Origin of the sequence: Niabella beijingensis (assembly GCF_020034665.1) — a bacterium.
Taxonomy (GTDB): domain Bacteria; phylum Bacteroidota; class Bacteroidia; order Chitinophagales; family Chitinophagaceae; genus Niabella; species Niabella beijingensis.
On record NZ_JAIQDI010000002.1, the window covers coordinates 2598833 to 2622514 of the forward strand.

General features: G+C 49.3%; 15 protein-coding genes. 9 read left to right on the forward strand and 6 right to left on the reverse strand.

From position 1 onward, the window contains the following. Window positions 1-61: 61 nt before the first annotated feature. The 3 genes from K7B07_RS26890 to K7B07_RS26900 form a co-directional block, all read right to left on the reverse strand. The gene (locus tag K7B07_RS26890; RefSeq protein ID WP_223713677.1) at window positions 62-2854 is read right to left on the reverse strand and encodes an outer membrane beta-barrel protein; all 2793 of its coding nucleotides are present in this window, start codon (window positions 2852-2854) and stop codon (window positions 62-64) included. A 109-nt stretch (window positions 2855-2963) separates the two neighbouring features. After that, window positions 2964-3650 carry a response regulator transcription factor gene (locus tag K7B07_RS26895; protein WP_223713679.1) on the reverse strand — a complete coding sequence of 229 codons (687 nt, stop codon included), beginning with the start codon at window positions 3648-3650 and terminating at the stop codon, window positions 2964-2966. Between the two features lie 9 nt (window positions 3651-3659). Then, a complete protein-coding gene (locus K7B07_RS26900; protein ID WP_223713681.1) occupies window positions 3660-5237 on the reverse strand; it encodes a sensor histidine kinase in 1578 nt (525 codons plus the stop codon). Between the two features lie 192 nt (window positions 5238-5429). On the opposite strand from K7B07_RS26900, the gene K7B07_RS26905 reads away from it, so the two are divergent. From K7B07_RS26905 to K7B07_RS26930, 6 genes are all read left to right on the forward strand, one after another. Then, complete coding sequence (locus K7B07_RS26905; protein WP_223713683.1) at window positions 5430-6287, forward strand: GLPGLI family protein; 858 nt, start codon at window positions 5430-5432, stop codon at window positions 6285-6287. 27 nt (window positions 6288-6314) lie between these two features. Then, window positions 6315-7079 (forward strand): LytR/AlgR family response regulator transcription factor, encoded by a 765-nt coding sequence (locus K7B07_RS26910; RefSeq protein WP_223713685.1) that lies wholly within the window; start codon window positions 6315-6317, stop codon window positions 7077-7079. 105 nt (window positions 7080-7184) lie between these two features. Then, complete coding sequence (locus K7B07_RS26915; RefSeq protein ID WP_223713687.1) at window positions 7185-9551, forward strand: TonB-dependent receptor; 2367 nt, start codon at window positions 7185-7187, stop codon at window positions 9549-9551. Between the two features lie 17 nt (window positions 9552-9568). Next, window positions 9569-10792, forward strand: a complete 1224-nt coding sequence (locus K7B07_RS26920; protein ID WP_223713689.1) for a hypothetical protein — start codon at window positions 9569-9571, stop codon at window positions 10790-10792. 11 nt (window positions 10793-10803) lie between these two features. Continuing rightward, window positions 10804-11949 carry a PepSY-associated TM helix domain-containing protein gene (locus tag K7B07_RS26925; RefSeq protein WP_223713691.1) on the forward strand — a complete coding sequence of 382 codons (1146 nt, stop codon included), beginning with the start codon at window positions 10804-10806 and terminating at the stop codon, window positions 11947-11949. A 310-nt stretch (window positions 11950-12259) separates the two neighbouring features. Continuing rightward, on the forward strand, window positions 12260-12934 hold the full coding sequence (locus K7B07_RS26930) for a hypothetical protein (protein ID WP_223713693.1): 675 nt from the start codon (window positions 12260-12262) through the stop codon (window positions 12932-12934). A 70-nt stretch (window positions 12935-13004) separates the two neighbouring features. On the opposite strand, the gene K7B07_RS26935 is transcribed toward K7B07_RS26930, so the two are convergent. Next, window positions 13005-13709, reverse strand: a complete 705-nt coding sequence (locus tag K7B07_RS26935) for a class I SAM-dependent methyltransferase (RefSeq protein WP_223713695.1) — start codon at window positions 13707-13709, stop codon at window positions 13005-13007. A gap of 157 nt (window positions 13710-13866) precedes the next feature. Next, on the reverse strand, window positions 13867-15276 hold the full coding sequence (locus tag K7B07_RS26940) for an alkaline phosphatase (protein WP_223713697.1): 1410 nt from the start codon (window positions 15274-15276) through the stop codon (window positions 13867-13869). 221 nt (window positions 15277-15497) lie between these two features. On the opposite strand from K7B07_RS26940, the gene K7B07_RS26945 reads away from it, so the two are divergent. Beyond that, window positions 15498-15704 (forward strand): hypothetical protein, encoded by a 207-nt coding sequence (locus K7B07_RS26945; protein ID WP_223713698.1) that lies wholly within the window; start codon window positions 15498-15500, stop codon window positions 15702-15704. Between the two features lie 15 nt (window positions 15705-15719). Continuing rightward, on the forward strand, window positions 15720-17057 hold the full coding sequence (locus K7B07_RS26950; RefSeq protein ID WP_223713701.1) for a GTP-binding protein: 1338 nt from the start codon (window positions 15720-15722) through the stop codon (window positions 17055-17057). A gap of 32 nt (window positions 17058-17089) precedes the next feature. Here the strand turns inward: K7B07_RS26950 and K7B07_RS26955 are convergent, their stop codons facing one another. Next, entirely contained in the window at window positions 17090-22879 is a 5790-nt protein-coding gene (locus K7B07_RS26955; protein ID WP_223713703.1) for an alpha-2-macroglobulin family protein, read from the reverse strand. 201 nt (window positions 22880-23080) lie between these two features. Between K7B07_RS26955 and K7B07_RS26960 the strand changes: the two genes are divergently transcribed. After that, a complete protein-coding gene (locus tag K7B07_RS26960; RefSeq protein WP_223713704.1) occupies window positions 23081-23641 on the forward strand; it encodes an AraC family transcriptional regulator in 561 nt (186 codons plus the stop codon). The last annotated feature ends 41 nt before the right edge of the window (window positions 23642-23682 follow it).

The following is a 23682-nucleotide window of genomic DNA, read 5'->3' on the forward strand; positions in this document are numbered from 1 at the left end:
AAAACTTAATATTCATTTAATGTGCAGCACCCGACGTACATGAACCGCTGCACCAACAATGTTACCGCAGCAGCTGCTGCCGGCCGCCACGGCCGCGCTGATTCAATCCGGTTTTTCCGAGACTGTAGGTAACGCTCAGCATAAAATATTGCCGCAGCGTGGTATTGCGCTGATCCTCGATATAATTCTGACTGGCAGAGCGACTGATCGCCGTATTGCGGTTCAGCAGGTCGAAAGCTTTTAGCTTTAATGCCCCACGGTTGTTCTTCAAAAAGAATTTACTAAGGCTGGCATTCCAGAGCAGGATCCCTTTATTAAAACCATCGCCCAGATCGTTATTCAGCAGGTAGGTAAAATCACCGGAGAGGAAAAAACTGAATGGCAGCTGCCAGTCGATCCCGGCTTCATAGGACTGAGAAAAATACCCGGTGCCGGAAGCCGGTTGTATCGAGTAACTGGTGGCATTCGCACTCCATCGCCCGGCAACCATAAGACTGATCGCATCCGACGGACTTATGTCCAGGCGCAATGCAGGTTCCACCATCTGCGTTCTAATGGTATTTAAACGCCCGTTAATAAACTGTTTGTCGATATCATAACGAAGCGTATTTGAAATGCCGATCTGTGCGCCCCACAGCCGGAGGGGAAAACTATAGCTGGCCCTGTTAAAATAATGATACCCCCCATTTATATTCACCGGCTTTGTAGAACGCTGACCCGTTTGCAGATCCAGTGAATCATCGTTTGCAATTTTGTGCTGCGTCATCTCGGCGGAAAAATACAGAAAGAAATTCCGGTTGGTGTATGGATTTACAAGAAACAGGTTGGTACTGGCCTTATGCACCAGTTCCTGTTTCAAGTCGGGATTGCCATACAGGATATTCAATGCATCGCTGAGATCCGGGACGGGTTGAAGCTGCGATGCCGTGGGTTGCCGGGTATTGGCAGTATAAGAAAGAACCAACCGTTTATTCTTTGTAAAATTATATTGAAATCGTGCATTGGGTAAAAAATTATAAAACCCTTTGTGAAGGACCGAATCCCCCGTTGCTACACCGATGGTGCCGGCCAATAGCGCCTGCTGCCAGGAAAGTCCCAGGGCATAACTGTATTTCCGCTCCTGCCGGCGGAAACGAAGCCCTCCGTTGATATAGCTGTATTTATTATCAAAATCGCCCGACTGTTGTCCGTTGAGCGAATCGTACCGCTGTGTGATATTATTAAAATCATAAACAGCATACCGGAAGGCATTATCATTTACACTCCTTCCGGCACTGAATTCAAGCAGCGATTGCTTTCCCAAAGGTTCACTATAAACCGCTTTCACGTTGTAGCTGGTGTTGTTATTTTTGTTCTCATTTTGCTGATCGGTCGTATCCTGTTGCTGTATCAGGCCGGAGGCATTGTAGTAGTTAAGATGTGTCAGCAGCGAACCTGTGCCATCCGTGTTCGAGACCGAATGCTGCAACAGCAGGGAAAACGTCCTTCCCTGTTTCCGGAATTTCTTCCAGTACATCAGATCTGCAGTATAAGCAAACCCGTGACTTTGGGTCGTATTGATGGTGGATCCGTCGTTGATCCTGCTTCCGTTACCCAACCGGCTATCAAAGTTCGATTCCGAGCGGGACCTGCTGTCCTGGTAATTAAAGTCGGGGCGGAACCGCAACGCCTGCGTGGAATCGATCGCATAAAGCGCATTTATATTGAAGCGCCCCGATGTATTATTGTTAAACGCTTTCGATGTTTTTGTAGAGTAGTTATCTCCGCCGGATGAGATATTCTGCCGTTCAAGATACGTTTCTGCTGAAGGATCATACCGGTTCAGAAACAGACTGCTTTGCCAGTCGACCTTGCTTCCGAATACATTGTTGTAATTAATGCCCGTACCCAGTATCCTGTTGATACCACCTGTCTCATCTGAGCTTTCCGGAGCGCCATCGGAAGCAGCAGCCTTACCACCTCCCGGCGGAGAAGCGGGGCCGGAACCAAACATATTGGAAAATGTAAAGGCATTTTCATTAACATTATTTCCCGCGGCCAGCACGGAGGTCTGACGTGCGCCTTCAAAACTGTTTAGATTGCCCTTTGCAGCAAAACGGCCCTGACTGCCTGCGCCTGCAGACAATTCACCAAATACGCCTTTCTTTTTATCGGCCTTTAACTTCAGGTTAATGGTCCGTTCATAATCTCCGTCCTCAAAGCCCGTAAGCTGTGCCTGGTCGCTCTGTTTATTGTACACCTGTACATTGTCAACAACAGCCGCCGCAAGGTTTTTTGTTGCCACACTGGGATCCTTACCGAAAAACTCCTTCCCGTCCACCAATACTCTTGTCACTTTTTCACCCTGCGCCTTAACCGTTCCGTCCTTGTCTACCTGTATACCGGGCAGCTTCTTCAGCAGCTGTTCCACACTGGCGTCAGGAGCTGTTTTAAAGGAGCCGGCATGGTACTGGATCGTATCTCCGCTCATGGTCACGGGGGCTGCTTCGGCCTTAACCGTTACTTCCTTCAAAACGGCATGCAGATCCGTCATGCTGATGCGGCCCAGGTCGGCATTTTTTATTTCATCGCTGATAGTGAAGAACAGATCAGTGTTTTGATAGGCCACATGCGTTACCAGCAAGCAGTATGTCCCTTTCCGGATATTGGTAAAATCAAATTCCCCGTTGTCATCCGACAAGGAAAATGATACCAGTGAGGAGTCCTTTTTATCCAGTACAGACACCGTTGCAGCACCAACAGGGCGGTTACTGAGCGTGTCAATCAGGATTCCTTTTACTGTGCCGCTCTTTTGTCCCAGAACGGCAACCGGACAGCAATAAATAAAAACAAAGAAAAGAAATGGCTTGATCATGAATAGTTATTTCGCGTCAAAACTATCCCGACTCAAAGCAAATAGCAGTTAATCAAAATGGGTTTAAGGTTAATCAAAGTTAAAAGACACCCTACCCGGCGGCACTTTATTATATAACAAACCGGTATCCGATCCCCTTAACAGTGATGATCTCCAGCGAAGGATCGTTTTTCAGGTACGCCCGCAACTTGGTGATATACACATCCAGGTTGCGGCTGTTAAAAAAAGAGTCACTGCCCCAAAGCGCATTCAGGATGACCCTTCGCTGAACAATATCTTCCCGTCCTTCATAAAGCAGCTGTAATAACCGGTTTTCCCGGAAGGACAGTTTACGTACTTCCTCACCGAAGGTCAGCAGTTGCTTCCTCGGCTGAAAAACATATTGCCCGATCACGACAGCGGCATCTCCTGTTTGTCCGTTTTTCGGAGACTTCTTATGGAGCAGGTGCTCTACACGTACGATCAGCTCTTCCATGCTAAACGGTTTCCGGATATAATCGTTGCCTCCTAAACCGAATCCTTTTACCACATCTTCTGTTTGTGTTCTGGCGGTAAGGAAAATGATCGGCAGCTGTTTGTCGATCTTTCTGATTTCAGCAGCAATGGCAAAACCATCCTTATTGGGCAGCATGATATCGGTTACACATATATCAGGTTTTGTTTCCTGCATCAGTGCAATGGCCTTATCGCCATCGCGCTCCATAATCACTTCAAATCCCCGGCTTTCAAGGCTTTCCTTAACGATCTTTCCCAGAAAAAGCTCATCTTCAATATAGAGAATGCGTGTTGTACTCATTTCAGCTGTTTAACCGATCGTAATAACAAATATTGTTTCCCCCGGCTTGCTGTATAAGGTGGTGGTACCTCCGTGCTGCTTTACCACCTGCCATACATAGTTCAGCCCCAGGCCATACCCTTTTGCATTATGCGTATCCCCGTGCGGTACGCGAAAGAATTTTTCAAATACTTTTTGCCGGTATTCGGGTGGAATACCGATGCCGTTATCGCTCACCGACAGTTGTGCGCCCCGGGCCTGCTTTTGCAGGTCGATCTTGATAACAGGATGGCCCTTGCTGTACTTCAATGCATTATCCAGCAGGTTAAACACCACACTTTCCAAATGCATCCTGTCGGCATAAACCGGAACCTCCTTTGTCCCGGAAACTGAAACAACAGCCTGTTTCCGCTCCAACTGCAACCGCATCGAACGGGTCACCTCTGCTACCACTTCCGATAAATTCAGCGGTGCTTTATTCAGCTGTATTCCTTTTTTATCTATCAGGGAGAGCCGCATTACCTTATCCACGAGCAGTGACAGGCGGTGCAGTTCTTTTTGCGATGCTTCCAGGTATTCTTCTCGCTTCTGCGGATTATCAATAGCACTGAAATTCTTTAACGCCTCGATGGCAACACCAACCGTAGCAATGGGAGTTTTAAGTTCATGCGTCATATTGCTGATGAACTCATTCTTTATCGCTGTCAGTTTCCGTTGCTTTTGCAGTCCCCGGTATAATAATACAAAAGTGATACCCGTCAGTGCGATCAGGAAAACAGAAAATGTTATAGGTAATGCGATGGTCTTGTACAGAAATGCTGTCGCATTGGGAAAGCTGAGCAGATACAGCGTATTTCCGCTCAGGGCGCTGATCATTGTTGTGTCGTGGTACTTATCCGCAGCCACAGGGCGGATCGCAAACGAAGTATTCACCTTCATCTGCCGGAGCCTAGCGGCATAAGCGCGGGACAACCGCTTAAGATCAAACGGGTACGCCAGCAGTGAATCCAGTTTAAGTGAAACCATTTTCCCGGTACTGTCGGCAAACGCGAAATGAAAATCCCCCGTTCGTTTATCGGGGGCCCGGCCTATAGCCACGCCTGTCACACCGGAAACGAGCGGAGCCATCCGTGTGGACAGTACCCTTACCCCTTTCCTGAAAGTATGCCCCTCCGTTTCCGTACCGTTATCCATATCAACACTGTTCATTGTCGCTCCCATCTGATGCAGTTCCACCGGTGGTGCTGCGGGGGCAACAGTTCCGGCAGCTTCATATAAGGAATCTTTGGAACCATACCTGACAAGTATATTACCTGCAGCCCGTTTTCCGGGTTCAGCATCCGCTTCCTTTCTTTGTGTAAAGAACATCCGGGGCACCGCAACAGTGTGCTCCGGGAACCGTCCTGCAGGCATTGCCGTGGTGCTGAATTTTTTAAATTCAGGGAACTGACGCGCAATTGCAGTCTGTACAATTGAATCTTCTGTTTCCCGGACCAATTCATTGAAGGTGGAAGCCGTCTTTATATTGAATGTACTCTTTTCATTGGTATAATTGGTTTGCAACCACCAGATCTGAAACCCGGTGAGCACCAGAAATGCAATGATCATTAAAAATAGTAAACCCCGCATTTTCATCAGCTTATCCGTTCCGATACATAAAGAAAAAAATACCGCTGCCGGTAATGTGTCAAAATTAGCCATTCTGCACCGGACGTCTAAAAACTTTAACCTTTATTAACCTTAGAGCAAGACGGATTAACCTGTTATTGCCATTGCCGAAACTACTTTTGAAAAAAAATCATGAAGAAAATATTCTTTACGGCCGCCGCTATTTCAATAGTAGTCGTGGTATGGGGCCAGCAACAGCAGGGTATGATAACCTACCGCAGTACGATCCAGATGCAAGGTGCCGGTACATTGCGCGTAGCCGGTGGCAGGGAAATACAGGGACCGGAAGCAGCGGCTTTGCAAAAACAGCTGGACCAGCCACGCATCAGCCACTTCGAGCTCCTGTTCGGCAATAATAAAACACTGTGGCAATCGGCAATAGAACAGCCGGAAGCCGCCGAACCGGCCCCGCAGGCCGGCAATACGCAGATCCGGTTGAATTTTATTGGCGGTGATGACGCCGTCATGTACACTGACCTTACGACAGGCCTGCTTACAGAGCAACGGGAACTCAATGAAAAAAAATACCTGATCCGGGACACGGTGATGCCGCTAAAATGGAAAATAGAAGGCATCACGAAAACCGTACTCGGCTATACCTGCCAGAAAGCCACCGCTATCCGCTATGGCAAACGGATGGTCCCCAGGATGCAGGACGGAAAATTCGAAGAGAAAGAAGTAGCGGATACCACCAGTATCATTGCCTGGTTTACCGGCAGCATACCGGTAGCGGCCGGCCCTGCCTCCTTTCAGAAGCAGCTGCCCGGAATGATCCTGGAGATGGATATCAACAACGGAAGACAGGTATACACGGCTGTCGCTATTTCGTCAAAAGTGGCGGTGGATAAGATCCGGGAGCCCTCAGGAAAGACCCGGATTTCCCGCGCTGCATTTAAAGCCGAAATGGAACGGTCAAGAAAAAGAATGATGGAACAGTTTAAGAATACGGACAGGAGCGGGAATATACACATCCAGGCGGTGGGTATGTGAAACCGCACAACCATAAAGACGTTATCCATGCAAGTAGTTATTATAGACCGGGAACCATTTGCAGCGGAACAGCTGCAAGACATCCTGGATAGCCTGGACCCGGGCATCCGGGTAGTCAAACAACTTTTTACAGTGGCCGAAGCCACCGCCTACTTTGATAAGAACGGGGCACCCGATCTCATATTTTCCGATATTGAACTGGCAGATGGTACCAGTTTTCATATTTTTGAAAAGACAGCGATATCTGCTCCTATCGTATTTATAACCACCGGTACCCAATATGCATTGCAGGCTTTTAAAACAAACGGCATTGATTATATTTTAAAGCCCTTAAATAAAAACAGCATCAGTGAGGCTATTCATAAATATGTCCTGATACAGACCGCCATATTTAAAAAGCTGGCATACGATCAGTCCCATATTACAGGACCGGGTTCCGCCAAAAACAAAACAGAGCTTCCCACGCGGCTGCTGGTAAAGTACTGCGACCGGATCACACCGGTACAGATAACGAATATTGCATTCTTTGAATGCCGGAACAAAACATTACAGCTGACCACAATGGAAAACAGAAGTTATCCGCTGAGTAAAACACTGGAAGAAACAGAAAAGATCTGCGGCGGGAAGTTTTACCGCGTAAACCGGCAGCTGCTGCTAAACAGGGAAGCCATCCGGGAGGTACTGCAGGGCTATTCCCGGAAACTGGTGGTAAAACTAAAGACCAGTGCATTGCCGGACATTGTCATACACAAGGCAAAGGCAACGGAGTTCCTTACCTGGTTAAGCGCCTGATCCCCGTACAGCGGCTCCGCAAAATTCCCGATCTCGTAAATGGTATTTCCGATTTCGTAAAACCTCACACCATATGTGGTTCTAAATTCGCGCAAATTTTTTGTTTTGCAGGAAAGAATCATAACGTTACTGACTACTTTACTGTCTCTTGCATTTGCTGAAGCTGCTGTTGCGCAGGAGGTCAAATTAAAAGGCCGTGTTCTCACAGAGAACAACAGCCCTGCTGCGTTTGCAACCATCATTCTGGACAGCACGGACTATGGCACTACAACCAACGAGAACGGGAATTATGCGATCAACAATTTAAAACCCGGTCACTATAAGATCATTGCTTCTGCTGTTAACAACAATCCACAACAGCAGGAGATCGATTGCCGGGCCGGAGAAACGGTCGTTATCAATTTCACCCTGAAAAAACAAACCGGCAGCCTGGATGAGGTAAAAGTCTCCTCATCCTCCGCACATCAGGAACTAAAAACACAGATCATTAACACGGCCGCCTTTAAAGAGCAGCCCTCCACCCTCATCGAATTAATGAACCGGAGCGCCGGCATAAGGATACGGCAGACGGGAGGATTGGGAGGAAGAAGCGACCTGATGCTTAACGGATTTCAAAACCGCTCGATAAAATTCTTCAAGGATGGGATCCCGCTGGATTACCTGGGTTCGGGCTTTGATATTTCCCTGGTGCCGGTCAACATGCTGGACCGTGTTGAAGTATATAAAGGCGTGCTGCCCTTTTCCCTGGGTGCAGATGCATTGGGAGGTGCCGTTAATATGATCGGCAGGCATACCTTTACAAATTTCCTGAATGTTGCTTACGAGTTCGGTTCGTTTAATACACACCGGGTCTCTTTAAACACATACCACACCAACAGATCGGGCCGGTTCTTTGCCGGCCTCAACGGTTTCTATAATTATTCCGACAACGACTACCGGGCGGATGTTCAAACGCTGGACCCCGAAACCGGCATCAAGGAAGATTACCGGGCAAGGCTCTTTCATAACAAGTTTTCAAATGACTATCTTGAAGGATATACCGGTGTAAAAAATCTGTCATGGGCAGATGAATTAAAACTGTCCGTCACCGCTTTTTCCATCAACCGGCAGCTCCAGTTCGGCAGTACCATGGACCAGCCCTTTGGTGCGGCAAAAGGATTGCAGAACGCCGTTGTTCCTGCGCTCAATTACAAAAAACAACTGTGGAATGATCAGTTCTCCATTAACCAGTTCGTTGCCTATAGCGCTATCCGTTCAAAAACCATCGACACAGCACACGGCTCCTACGACTGGAGAGGCGTCTACACTTATAACCCTTCAGGTATCGGGGAGCTCTCTGCCAAAGGCAGTTTGTCGGATATCCTTTTTCAAAATTATATTTCAAGATCCAATCTCACCTATGCCCTGAACGGGCATCACCGGCTGAACCTGAATGCCGTTTACAATAAATACCGCAGAACCGGTGAAGATCCTTATGGCAACAAATTCAAAAACGGAGTGGATGCACTTACCCCTCCGGCCGGTTATGAAAAGTTCATTGTGGCATTGGGCCTCACCTCAGACTTTCCCAGCAAAAAATTGCAGAACAGTTTTGCCCTGAAATGGTTCCGGTACCAGACAAATGCCACAGATGCCGACTTTCAGGGCAATGAAGTGACCACACAAAATAAAAGAAGTGCCTGGGGCGTATCAGAAGGGCTACGCTTTAATGTAAGTCAGTACGCCTCCTTTTACCTTTCGGGGGAGTCGGCCCTGCGGCTGCCGGAGCTGGATGAGCTTTTTGGAGATGGTAATCTGAAGCTCTCTAATTTCAACCTGAAACCCGAACGCAGCATTAACATCAGTTTAAGTTACAAAGTCGCTGTTCCCGGCAATTATTCAGCAGAGATCAATACTTTTTACCGGCGTACAAAGGACATGATCCTGCTGATGCCCCACAACCTCCTGTTTTCCCAGAGTCAGAATGTGGAAAATGTACATGGCTACGGACTGGATGCGGATGGTCGTTATTTTATTACCCGCTGGCTGGATGCATCCGCCAATTTTACTTATCAGAACCTGAGGGTATTTAATACCGGTTACCAGCTTACTGAAGGTGCCCGCCTTCGTAACACCCCTTATTTTTTCGCTAATGCCGGGCTGAATGCAAAATTCCGGCATGTCGCTTTAGCCGAAGATAACATCAGCATCTACTGTTACTATTCATTTGTAAGGGAATACTACCTGGACTATATTCCCAGGGACCTGGAGCCGGATGGCTTCCTGGGATTGTTCGGCAGGGCCAATCTTGATGCACGGAATATCATTCCCAACCAGCACCTGGTAACGGCCGGTTTCACCTATTTCCCTTACAAGAGCCGTTATTCGATCGGCCTGCAGGTAAAGAACCTGTTTAACGAAGCCATTTATGACAACTTTAAAATACAAAATCCCGGAAGGAATTTCTCAGTAAAACTCAATTATTCATTATAAAATTTATACACGTGATTATGAAACTATTTCGCCGACATACTTATTGGGCACTGCTGTGCAGCCTGTTTTTTGTTTCATGCAGTAAGAGCGACAGTCCGGAAACAGACGATGCTTCAGGCAAAAAATCCGATTATGTATTGTTCACCAATTCGCAGGATCTGGCAACAACCGGATACATGACGGCTTACAACAAAATGCCCGAAGGGGATTTTAAAAATGCGGGGAGCAATACGGTTCAGTTCAAATCCGCATTTGGGTTTACCAAATTCGGCAGGTGGATCTTCACCCGGTCAAACATTTCCGGTACGGCAGGGATCCAAAAACTTACCGTCGACGGAAGCGGCAAGATCACAGAAGCCGGCTTCCTGGCCAACGGGCAGATGTTCCATATCGTAAATGAAACGGCCGGGTACTACCTGGACCCCACGCGGGGAACGATGAAGCTGCAGCTCTTCAACCCCACAACCATGCAACGTACCGGGGAGATCGACCTTTCCTCCCTCGGCATCGATCCTTCCACGGCAGCTTACCAGGCAGTAGGCCAGCATACACTGGCATCAAAAGAGGGCAAACTCTATGCGGGCATTACCTACGGGGCCTCCCTGCAACGCGGAGGTTATGGCGATGATGTATTCAATTATACAGAACTGGCGGTAATAGATATTGCCACCAATAAACTGGAAAAGAAGATCCGGTACGATGGTCTTAAAGGTTTCGGATGGGGTTCAAGCGCCAATAAAATGTGGTCGCTGGGCGATGACGGGGCGCTTTACTTTTATGCATCAGGTCTGTCGGAGGGTGTTACCAATTCCGCCATTGTCCGTATCAAAAAAGGTGAAACAGATTTTGACAGGACCTGGATCTACAGGGCATCCGCCTTACAGGCCAAGAACTCGCTGGTGACCGCCCTTGTAAAAAACGGCAAGCTTTATATCCAGTCCCCTTCCGAGCCATTAGCTGCGGACTACAGCAACCTCGCCGATCCTATATGGAGTTATTACGCCGTAGACATGAACACCATGCAGGCCTCCAGGATCACCGGCACGCCGGCCAGCAGGTATGCCCATTCCAACGAACAGGCGATCACCGAAATTGACGGAAAGATCTACTTGTGGATCGGCAACTCCGCCACAGGAGAACATGGTTATTATTTACTGAATACAGCAAACAATACAGCAACAAAAGCATTTGACGTTACCGATGCCGGACTGATATCCGGCTTTATAAAACTAGACGACTAATTTTCAACAATATGAAAGTAGCTACTGCCAAAAAATGGTTCTGGTGGCATAAGTGGACCAGTCTTATCTGTACTCTTTTCTTATTGATGTGGTGTATTACTGGATTACCACTTATATTCCATCACGAGATTGAGGAATGGCTGGAGCCGGAACATCATCCGGCTGTTGCCGCCGGAACGCCAAAGAGTCTCGACTCCCTGTTACAGGAAGGCCGGAGGAACAACCCGGACAAAATTCCCCGGTATATTTTCTGGGATGATGAGGTACCTGAAAAAGTAACCTTCGATTTCGCACCCAGTATGGATGCCGAATATACAAAAAGCAGTTACGTTTCATTTAACCGGTTCACCGGTGCCCCCATGCCGTCACTGAACCCGAATGGCATCATGACAAAGATACTTCGGATTCATGCCGATCTGTTCCTGGGTATCGGCGGCAAACTGTTCCTGGGCCTGGTGGGCATCATTTTTGTCATTGCCATCATCAGCGGCGTGGTATTGTATGGCAGTATTATGAAGAAGTTTGATTTCGGGATGGTCCGCAAGTATAAATCAAAAAGACTGCAGTGGCTGGACACCCATAATCTTATCGGCATCATCACGCTTTGCTGGGCTGCAGTTGTGGGGCTTACCGGTATCATCAATTGTTTGTCGGATGTGGTGCTGGCGTTATGGCAGCGCGGACAGCTGGCAGAAATGACAGCGCCCTATGTTCATCAAAAACCGGTTGAAGGCAAACTGGCATCACTCGACAGCACAGTGGCAGTGGCACAGCGTGCAGCACCCGATATGGAGATGAGGATCATCGCCTACCCCGGCAGCATTTTTTCCAGCAAACACCACTACGCCGTGTTCATGAATGGCAAAAGCCCTGTCACCTCCCGCTTACTGAAGCCGGCGCTTATTGACGCCAAAACAGCACAGCTGACGGATATCCGGGCGATGCCCTGGTATGTGAACGGGTTATTCATTTCGCAACCACTGCATTTTGGTGATTATGGAGGCCTGCCGCTCAAGATCATCTGGACCCTCTTTGATCTTGCCACCATCATTGTGCTGATCACAGGGCTGTATTTATGGATCAAACGGCGCAAGGCCGCCAGACAACAGTGGTCACTTATTGAAGAAAAAGAAGCAATTGATTATGCCAAAGAATAAACAACCGCTTTTCCTCCGGTTATGGGGCAAGCCGCTCCTGCTTTTCATACTGACACTTGCAGGTCTTGTATTATGCCTGGTCAAAGAAGGCGTCTGGGACCTTTTGTCCTGGATTCTTCTTGCAGTTCCATTGATCCTGATCCTCAGGCATTACTGCTGGCAAAAAAAGCAGGAATAAGCGAAAAGAGATCCGGACCAGAAAGCTCCGCATTTTTGCAGGAAGACCAGCGGAGGCACAATGCCAGCTACCGGGCTGTTTTTGATCATTCGATTACACCGATCCGATTTTAATCCGGAGCAGTATAACAGGATGAACGCAGAATTTCTTTATTTTGCATTCAGAAGACCCAATATATCAAAAACAGCAAAACAACACTGCCTTATGAGCAAAGGACTGGATCCCGGACAGGTACGGGAATACTATCAGCAACTGGACAATCATGAACTGATGCGCATCGCGCTGCACGATGCTGCCGGACTGACACCTGAGGCACAGGAAATCGTAAACCAGGAGATAGAAAAACGTAACCTGGGCACTGCGGCTGCCGATGCCGTACGTGTACAGAATAAAACACACAGCCTGGAAGAAATCGACGCTTACTGCGCACTGGCCCGTCATTTAAATTGCCCGCAATGCGGAAGCGCCGCTGTGCCGCTCAATGGCGCGCTGATCAGCAGTACTATCAGTGTTCTAATAGTAACGATCCAGAATAAAAAACTGAAGATCGCCTGTCCCGGCTGCCTGGACAGGGCGAACGGTAATGCCATTACAACCACCTTACTGCTCGGCTGGTGGGGTATCCCCTGGGGACCGATAAGGACCATCCAGTCATTAGGTCACAATAACAAAAGTAAAACAACCAACCACGAAGAAGGACCGAACGATTATTTAAGAAATTTTGTAATGGCCAATATCGGAGCTTTTGAAATGTATAAAAACAATAAGGCACAGTTGCAGCAACTGATCTCCGTTGCATTAGAATAACAGCGCGGACCTTTTACTGCGGCGTACAAGCGCTTTCTGTGAGGATAATGACCGGTGCCCCTCCGGTGGATCATTCTTTTTTACCCACCATGACAACAAAAGGCCGCATCACCGGTTTGCCGGTATTGCTGACGATCTGCTCTTCATGACGAATGGTGGTAATGCCGGCAAATCCCGCTCCGGCAAACAACTGTTCCACTTCATCGGCTTCATAAAGGGTGAACCCGAACCGGGTAAAAGGCAGCGTTGCTCCAAAGGATCGCTCGATAAAGGCCAGTGCCATGCGCCCGCCTGCTGTCAGTACGCGGTAACAGCCGGCAAACTGATGTTCCGGAGCAGGCCAGAAATAAAGGGTATTGACGCTGAAGATCGCGTTAAAATGATCCGCCTCAAAAGGCAGGGGCATTCCAGCCTCCGTTTTGAGAAATACAGCCTTGCCGGCAGCGGTCAGCTGCTGATTGCCGGCCTGCGCGGTCTCCACCATCAGATCGGAAATATCCACCCCATGGTAGCGCAGGCTGGTGTTGGTTGCAAAAAGGTCCGGCACATGCAAACCGCTTCCAAAACCGATCTCAAGAACCTCCTGCACGGCAGAAAGTTCCAGGACATCCACTGTTTTCCCGATCATGTTCCTGTTTGCTGCAAACATCTGTGCCGCCACTTCGGATCCGCCGGCACCCGAAGGACAACGGAGCTGCGCCGCCAGTTCCCGGAAATCCGTTTCGTGCCCGGAGTTTTTTTCCATAACTATTTCCTGCAAAGGTCCCGGTTTCATTCGTAATCTGATTACAAAAAGCGGAAGATTTGCTGTCCCTCCGCAGCGCTGCCATTCCCGCGGTATTTTTATTTTGCTGGGGTTGATCCAACCAACCGGCTTCGGTACATATGATCGAACAGACCCTTTTTTTATGACCGGATATACTGCGAAGCTGTTAGTTCCCCGCCATCACACCCGTTGCCTGCAGCATGAGGTGATGCAGGTCTGTATTCTTTACAAAAGGTTTCAGCAGCTCCTTTCCCGGGCCGTACATGGCCAGTTCCACATAGTCTGCCGAATGGTCCATGGCTCCCCAGCCAATGGATAAGTACTCCTGCTGTATTGCGGCCAGTGGCCGGAACGGCAGGTGTTTGGTATTATAAACACCGGTCTCATTCAGTTGTGTGTAATGCTTCAGCAGCTGTGCCGCTTCTTCTTTCTTTAAGGCAAAGCCCTGTGCCGCTTCCAGTCGCTCCATTACCTGCGCTTCGGTAAAATCGCGCGTGATGCCGTTCAGGATCCAGTCATTGGTATGCTGAAACTGCTGCAGCCGGTCAAAATCGCGGTTGGCCTCTTTTCCGTAGAACAGACCGGGGTTGGCGTTCCCGTGATCGGTAGTCATGATCACCAGTGTCTGTCCGTCCGCCGCTGCAAAATCGATCGCCACCTTTATGGCTTCATCAAAAGCGATCTGATCGTACAGCATCGCTGCCGCATCATTTGAATGGGCACCCCAGTCCACCTTTCCGCCTTCCACCTGCATGACAAACCCGTTAGGATTACGCTTTAATTTTTCGATTGCTTTTTTGGTCATCTCTGCAAGTGTGGGTGTTTGTTGCTGCAGGGCAGTATCATGCTCGCGATCCAGTGCATAAGGCAGTCCCCCGTCATAGAATACGCCCAGCAGCGGCGCACCGGTAACCGCCTGTTGCAGCAATCCGTTCCGGTCGGTCACCACCGTATATCCTTTTTGCCGGTATTGCTGCAACAGGTCGGTCTTGTCTTTCCGGGTGTCTGCCCTGAAATTGTCTGCACCGCCGCCCAGCATGACATCAAATTTCAGATCGAGGTATTGCACTGCGATCTCGTCCATATCACCGCGGCTGCCGTTATTCACACAAAAACCTGCGGGTGTTGCATGTCCGATAGGCACCGTGGTAACACAGCCTACCGCTTTACCCGTGGCCTTAAATTTTTGAAGAATCGGTTTGTATTGCTCACCGTTTGCACCTACATTTAGTTTGCCGTTGGGCACGCGAACTCCCCCGCCCCAGGCAGAGCTGCCGGCTGCGGAATCTGTTACCAGCGAATTGGCCGAAGCCGTATCCATCAATGCGCGCACCGCTTTTTGTTCCTCATACAATTGCAGCCAGGTGCTTCGTTTGCCGTATTTCCGTTGCATCAGCAGGTCGGCCATATTCAGTGTACCGGTACTCATTCCATCACTTACCATGAAAATGATATTTTTAACGCGACCTGCAGCGCGGGCAGTTTTGATACCGGCTTTTTGTCCGAACAGGTTTCCTGATAATACCGTCCCGGCCAGCGCCAGCGAGCTGTTTCTAAAAAAATGTTTACGGTTCATTGCTTTCAATATTGTGCTTGTTGATAATTATGATTTCAGATGCGCCGCAAAATAGCGGTTCTCACTACGAAGCATACAATCCTTGCGGCAAAATTTATCCTCGTTTCCTGTTATCAAATTGTATCTATTCCATAAAAATAAATAAAAAATATTTTTTGCAACAAAGTTGCATTTTATTTTTATAATCCTATATTTGCAACATTGTTTCATAAATAAAATAAATGATCCCCCATACCTACCATGCATGGCGGCATTGCCTCGAGCAGGATTGCGGTATCCGTCTTACTGAGGCATTTGCACAGAAACGGCTGAGGATCTATCGTGATGCAACACATCCGGAAACAAAGCGGTTCGCAGACCGGTATGGTGCCGGCCATCTGCGGCAGGTGATTCGATGGTTTGAAACTTTTTTAAATCAACAGCCATGAAGAACTGTATCCGTTATGCCGCGCTTTTCTGGTACTGCTGCACCCTCGGTTGCAGTTGCGGACACCATCATGCAAAAGAACAGCATTCAAAACCACAAAAAGAAAACCATGTCCTTATCCACAAAAAGCACAACGGCCATTGAACCTTATCCTTCAAAAAAATTACCCGTTACCGTTCTGAGCGGTTTTCTGGGTGCCGGGAAAACCACCCTGCTCAATCACCTGCTGCACAATAAAAGCGGCCTGAAAGTAGCCGTTATTGTAAATGACATGAGCGAAGTGAACATCGATGCACGGCTGGTGGAAGAAGCCGGCGTGCTTTCCCGTACGGAAGAAAAACTGGTAGAACTTTCCAACGGCTGTATCTGCTGCACCCTGCGTGCCGACCTGATGGCAGAAGTGCAACGACTTGCGGCGGAGGACCGGTTCGACTACCTGCTGATCGAAAGCACGGGAATCAGCGAGCCCATACCTGTGGCACAAACCTTTTCCTATGCCGATGAAGCTTCGGGGATCGATCTTTCCCGTTTCAGTTATATCGACACAATGGTAACGGTGGTGGACTGTTATAATTTCCTCCGGGATTTCGGAACAGATGCGCTGCTGGCCGACCGCGCATTGGCCAACAGCGATGCGGATGAACGCACTATTGTGAACCTGCTTACCGACCAGGTGGAATTTGCAAATGTGATCGTGCTGAACAAGACAGATATTGCCGGGGGAAAAACCACCGGACTGATAAAGGCATTGCTCCGAAAACTCAACCCCGGCGCGCGTTTTATCGAAACAACATTCTGCCGGGTTGATCCTTCCGAAATACTGAATACACAGGCGTTCGATTTTGAAACAGCACAATCGGCTGCAGGCTGGCAACAGGAATTACAGGCAGCCCATCATACCCCTGAAACGGAAGAATACGGCATTGGTTCCTTTGTATTCCGCGATCCGCGGCCCTTCCATCCGCAGCGGTTCTGGGAATATCTCCGTACGGATTATCCTTCCAATATCATCCGTGCCAAAGGCTTGTTCTGGCTGGCCTCCCGTCCGCAGGACGCGTTGAATTTTTCCCAGGCAGGCGGCAGCTCCCGGCTGGAACGCGCCGGCATCTGGTGGTGCAGTATGCCCTTTGCGGAACGCATGCATTTTCCATCTTTCAGATATCATCAAAAGGCCATTGAAGGCCGGTGGCACCCGCAATGGGGCGACCGCATGAATGAGCTGGTCTTTATCGGCCAGGAGCTGGACGCTGACAAGATCAGTGCCGCGCTCAGGGCCTGCCAGTTGCAGGATACGGAGCTCGGACAGCTGGAATGCCGGCAACCTTTTTCCGACCCTTTTCCGGAAACACTGTAACAGCCCATGGTCCGGTCTGATTGGGATGATTTCTAATAGATCTCCACTTTCTTCATTCCCGCTCTTCCATAAAAAACGGGGAAGTACATCAGCTCGGCTTTAGCCGGGTTCAGCACGTAGCTGCCCGTATAACGCGGTGTCAGCAGGATGTCGAACGTATAATTACCCTGTGGCATTCTGGTACAGAATATCGCTGTTTTATTTTTAAAATATTCCCGATGGGTCTCCACACCCCAGAACCGCTGCATTTTGTTTTCATAGCTGCAGCCTGCGGGTATAGGCACTTCGATCATTACATAGTCTGCATCCGCCCTGGCGGCCACCTCCACCCGCAGCAGCGTGGTTTTGCCGGCCTTTAATGTTTGTACCTCCCGGCCTTCCTGCATCAGGGTTGAGGTGACGGTAAAATCCCTTGACACAGCCTGTGGTGCCCTGTTCTGGAATTGCTGGTAGGCGGTAAAATACACGGGCATATCTCCTTCTTTTCTTATCTGCAAACTGGCACCGGCCTCATATTGTTGTTCAAACGGGAACTTTTCAAAGCGGGTATTGTTGATCGCCACCGCCGCCGGCTTTGGCTTCCGGTTACTATCGAACAATTCCGGCAGGATGGTTTCCAGTATCAGGGAGGATTCGTAAGTATTGCGCCACTGACCATCTTTACGCTGCTCCAGGAAGTATTGCCGGATGCGTCCCAGTTCACTACTGTGCCCCCCGTTACGCCGCAGTATCTTATACATCAGCAGGGTGTTCTGGATGCTGTTGTTCCAGAACCGCCAGCCTTCCTCACCCCAGTACATACCACCAAACATCGATTGCCGGTGTTGCTTTAATAAAGAATCCACACTTACTTTTAGGCCTGCCTGCTGCTTCAGATCCATTAGCTCCAGTTGTTCATACAAGGTCTTTTTCCGTTTTTGATAAAGGGTATCTGCTTCTTTCAGCTGTACCCAGTCGCGGATCACATGATTGCCCTTCAACTGTGCCAGCAGCCGTACCAGCTTGGGATCGGCTTTGGCCCCCTGATCGGCGACCCGGCCTTGCAGGTAGCGATAGAGCAGATCGGCATTCAGCTGGGTAGCATACCCCTGGCGTTGCGCCTCCAGCAGGGCTTCTACCACATGCAGACTGATCCAGGGTTCTACCGCTGTGCCCTGCCACCAGCCCCAGAGCCCGTCCAGGGATTTATTTTCATTCAGTTTTTTCAGCACCGTCCCGATATTCCTTTCATAGGGGAACGGCTCTTTGAGATAGGTCCGCAACTTTTTCTCCAGCAGCAGGGATTTGAGTTTGGATGCCAGCTGTTCATTACACAGGTATTCATAATCGCGCAGGCGGGCCATCTCATCCAGCAGCACGGGAAATACAGAGGTTTCTGCCCGTATGGTACCAACCCCTTTATTCTTATCAAAATGATACCGGACAGTAGTGTCGCCGGTCCATACGGAAAACCAGCCAACGGTTTCCTTTACTCCGGCGGCGTATAATGGTATACTCCTGCGTTCACCGTCGAAATAACCGTTCGGCTGTTTCAGCGTGTATTCAAAATGCAGACTGTCGGTACCCCTCGCCGCGATCATTATGGTATCCAGGTGGGCGTGAGTAATGGTGAGCTCGCTGTTACGCAACGTGGTATCCATGAACTTAAAGGTGCGCACCAGTTTCTCTGCTGTGGGTGTATAATTCATCAGCTTGCCGATGACGTTCATACTGTCGCCCTCCACCGCAAACTGCGGCGAAACAAAATTGGCGCTGAGTGTTTTAAAAGAACGGATGGACCGCTCCAGGTAACCACTTTGCCGTTGGTCTGTAATAGCGATCAGGCGGGTCTTCCAGCTGGTAATATCATCCGGGAAGGTAACGGTAAATGAGGCCGCACCGTTCTCATCAGTTACCAGGCGGGGTTGCCAGAACCCTTCATCGGAAAAGCGGGTACGCAGGGTTTGTCCGCCCTCCTGCAACACACCGGCTTCATTGACCACGCTATTCCCCTTCCTGGTTTTTATAAGGATCGCTCCGTCAGCGGCTCTTGCGCCGTAAATGGCAGTGGCATCGGCCGCTTTAAGAAGGTCCATGTTTTCAATATCATCAGGGTTCAGCGAATTGATATCCCCCTCAAAAGGCACGCCGTCCACAATGACCAGCGGCTTTTTACCCTGCAGCGTCCCGCTCCCCCTGATCAGCAGTTGTTTTTGATCCATAACAGAAAGGCCCGCCACCCGTCCGCTTAATGCAGTGGAAAGCCGGTTGCCGGAGATGGTACTAACTGCTCCTGTAAGGTTCTGCTTCCTTTGCATACCATAACCCACCACCACTACTTCCTCCAGCTGTCCCTTCGCCTCTTCCAGTACGATGGTGTCCGTTGCGGTGCTTAATGCATCGATCCGTTTTGTGATAAAACCCACGGCTGAAACCGCGAGTATACCCCTCGTGGGCACCTTTAGTTTAAAGCGGCCTTCGTTGTCGGTAACCGTGCCGGCCTGCCGGTCCATACCGGCGATCTCAACGGCAGCGCCGGGAACGGGTTTCCCCTCCGGTGTTATAACGATGCCTGCTATTTCTTCTTCCAGCACGCGGAGATCAAAGTACGACTTATTGAACAATTTTATGATCGTTTCAGGTACCGCCGACCTGGAATACCCATAGCGGGAGCCGTGCTCCCCCTTGATGTACTGGTCCAGCAAAAATGTAAACCGGTCTGCTGCCTGCACCTTAAACGAAGACCAGGAAAAATAGTTGATCCCGTGTGGCAGCACCTGTACACTATCTGCTTTAAAAGAACGGTTATCCTTTAACAGGAATAAAAGACTGTAGCGTCCCGGCGACAATGGCGCGAACTCTGTGGTGGATCCGCTGTACACCAGCAGGAAATGAGGCCGTGAGGGATCGGTAAGTATAATGTTTTTTATATACGGAAGCTTATTAGTAAATGCCGTATCGATATAAAAGCGCAACCTGCCGCTGGCAGTATCATCCACGGACCGCGTCGAAAACAATTGTGTGGTGCGGCTGCGCAGGTCAAAAAAATCATTCCATATGCTGTCAATATCCGCATCCCGCAGCACCTGCTGGTGGTAATTCCTGCTCAGGGCATTCCCGCCTGTAAGAAGCGTGTCAAAGGTATACAGCCCCGGGTAAGACTTCTGCCGGATCAGTCCCGGGGAGAATGTGTATACAAATCCCGGCTCTTTTGTAAATAACTGATCGACCGGCGCCGATTGAAAAAACAGGCGGTCGGGGCGGATGGGCCCTACCAGCATATCGCTGCCCCAGCGACTCCGTACATCGGGCGGATTCAGCAACAGCCGGGTGGAATCATAGCTGATAAATGCCTGATCGCCCCCAAAATTATTCTGCACACGCAGGAAATATTGATTGAGCCGGTGCCGTTCGCCGGAACTCAGCACCTGCTTCAGCGGCGTTACCCTTGCCTGTGTATTCAGGGTGTCTGCAAGCACACTGAATACGGTCCGCGTCCCTTTTTTGAAATAAAAATCCCGCATCCACACCTCATGTTCCGGTGTTCGCAGGCGGATACTGTGCGTGCCCGGCCTGATACGGAAAGCATAGCGCTGCAATTGTTCGGCCTGTTCAAAATAGACCGGCACCTCATCCACATAAACAATACTTACCGGTTCGATTGCGCCTCCCTTTACCACAAACGGTGCGAACTGTGTAATGCTGTCCTGTGCCGGTTCTGTAAACAGGTAGATACTTTTGGGGGTTACAAAACGGTAATATTCGATGGTGTCGAGTCCGAGCTGCCGGCCCCATTTCTGCCAGTTCATATAAAGAGCACCCGTGGCCGTTATCGTTTCGCTTTTAAACTCAAACGGGCGCGTGTTCCGTTGATAAAAAGAGCGGCCAAAATAGGGCACCTGCGGCGCGGGGCTGTCAAACTTGGCCGTATGGGCATATGCCGTAACATCCACATCTCGAACAGGCTGGTTCCGGGCATCTGTTACTTCCACTTTCATCCGCACCCGCTGACCGGGATACACTACATCCGGTGCTGTCAGTTTTACATTCAGCCCCTGCGCATTGTAAAAACTGTTCACTTCCTTTTGTTTTTCCTCGCCGCCCCAGAAATAATTGATGCGGAAATGGGCGGCATCCCTGTTGTTATGTTTTATCACGGTATCAAGGGAAGTGGCATAACCTTTTACTAAAACAGTGTTGCCGGAGAACACGGTATACCAAAAAGGGATCCGGTGTTCATTGGCCACCACCAGGTACAGTTGTTTTTCGGTTTGGGCGGCACCGATCTCTATGGCATCGTTGAACCGGTAAGGCGATGTTTCCGTTTCCACCCCATTATCCAGCACCACTTCATATTCCGAAGCCTGGTAGTTGAGCTGAAGGGCCAGGGGCAGCCGCACCCGCTGCGAGTCTACGATCGCTTCTCCGGCACTGGTGTAAAGCCAGCCCTCCTGTGGTTTCAGCAGGCTGTCTTCCCGGTATTCCAGGTACAGACTGTCCTTCACAAAGCGCGTGTCAATGGTTCCTTTTTCTTTCTTCTTTTGTGCATTATAGTTCAGATACAGCTGTGCAGTCCGCATTTCGTTATTGGTGTTCAGCATCCTGAAACGAATATTATAAGAAAGCGCTGCCTGCGGAAAAATGCTGTCCGGAACCGGCAGTTTGGTCTCACCCACCGGATCCAGGTTCAGGGTGGTCCTCCAGAGGGTGTCAGGTATAAAAACAGAATCCCCGTAATAAGCGGTAACAGTCCGCGTGCGGGCCGTTACCTCCACCCGTGCATCGGGCACGGTGAGCTCATTCTCGTCCGTTGCCTTCATAAAGATAGTGAGCGGCACCCCGGGATACTGTATTTTTTTATCTGCACGTACACTAAAGCGCAGGGATTTTAGTTCATACTCTTCATACTGAAAATTGCCGGAGGCCCAGGTAACCGGGTGACCGGTCACTGAATCCACCAGCAGGATACCGTATTGCCGGTCCAGGATCAGTTGCAGCGAGTCTGCCAGTACAAACTGGTACTCATAGCCCCCGTCCCGGTAAGGCCGGAGCGTGGCCAGTTTCTTTTGTCCGAACGGCCCATTGAGCATTACCTGTAACGGCCGGTCCTTTTTATAACTGTTTTTTTCAAAAAGCAGGTAGGCTTTGAATTTTACAGTATCATAGGGCTTGTATTTCGGCTTACTGAATACGAAGAAACTGCTGTGTGCGCCGCGCACCCCCTGCTGTTGCGGTTTCCCGGCAAAAAGTGTTCTCAGTTGTTTTACCGGAAAGACAGTGCGTATCCGCCTCCCGAGAGACGGCCGCCCCTCATCGTCCCGGTCATCCGCCTCGTAGGTAAAATAGCTGCTCACTCCCTTGTATACCACTTTCAGATAATCATCCTTACGGGGATAACGGCCTTTATACAAATGCGCCTGCTTATTGTAAAACAGCCGCTTCCCCCGGGAGGTAAATACCTGTGCATCGGTTACCGGTTTGCCCGCCGGATCAGTGATCACGAACTGAAACTCCTTTTTATTGTTAATAAAAGAAAGGCGGGTGTTCCCGTTTGTTACCAGGGTGTAGTGTAACTGGTTACCATAAGCTTTGACGCTGAGGTAATTCCCATAGGGCAACGGCCGGGGTGTTCCGTTCTTTGTATCGTAGCGGTCTGCCCGTGTATGCAAAAAAGCTTCCGTTACTGCCCGGGGCTCCCGGATCAGCTGCTGTGTTTCCTTATCCGTAAGGCGGTAGACATCGGTAAGCGGGCCGTTGGTTTCGCTGGCAGTCAAACGATTTTGCGCGCGTAGCATTCCCGTAAGGAGCAATAAAGCAAGTAATAGTAGGTTCGTTTTTCTCATAATATAGATGTGCTACCCACAGGATGCAGCCGGCAAAGAAATTACATAAGCGGTACAAAATATTTTTCTGACCACAGATCTCTGATCATTTACTCCGTTTCATGCTCCCGGCAACCCAGGCAGTGTATCATGTGTTAAATGCTTAATTTTACCGGCCCCGGAAAAGACCGTATCTTTTCCGGAACCTTAAATAAGAAGCCAATGAAGTTGTATATAAAGAATATGGTTTGTAACCGTTGTAAAATGGCGGTAAAAACCGAACTGGAGAAATTGCATCTGCAACCTGTTTCCGTGGAACTGGGCGAAGTGGAACTGGAACGGGATATTACCCCGGGTGAAAAACAAAAGCTGGAAGCCGGACTGAATGAGCTGGGTTTTGAACTGATCGACGATAAAAAAAGCCGGATGATCGAGAGCATTAAAAGGCATATCATCCAGCTGGTACATCAGCAGGACGGGGAATTAAAAGTGAACCTGTCGGACTACCTGAGCAGCCAGCTGCATCATGATTATAATTATATGTCCAACCTGTTTTCCGAGGTCGAGGGGACTACCATTGAAAAATACTTTATCCACCAGAAAATTGAACGGGTAAAGGAGCTGCTGGTATATGATGAACTTTCGCTCAGTGAGATCGCTTTTCAGCTCAACTACTCCAGCGTGGCCCATTTAAGCAATCAGTTTAAAAAAGTAACGGGGTTTACACCCAGTCATTTTAAAAATATAAGAGCGGAAAAACGCAAACCGCTGGATATGATATAGAAAAAACAGCCGGCATTATATGTCGCGGATGTAATCATCAA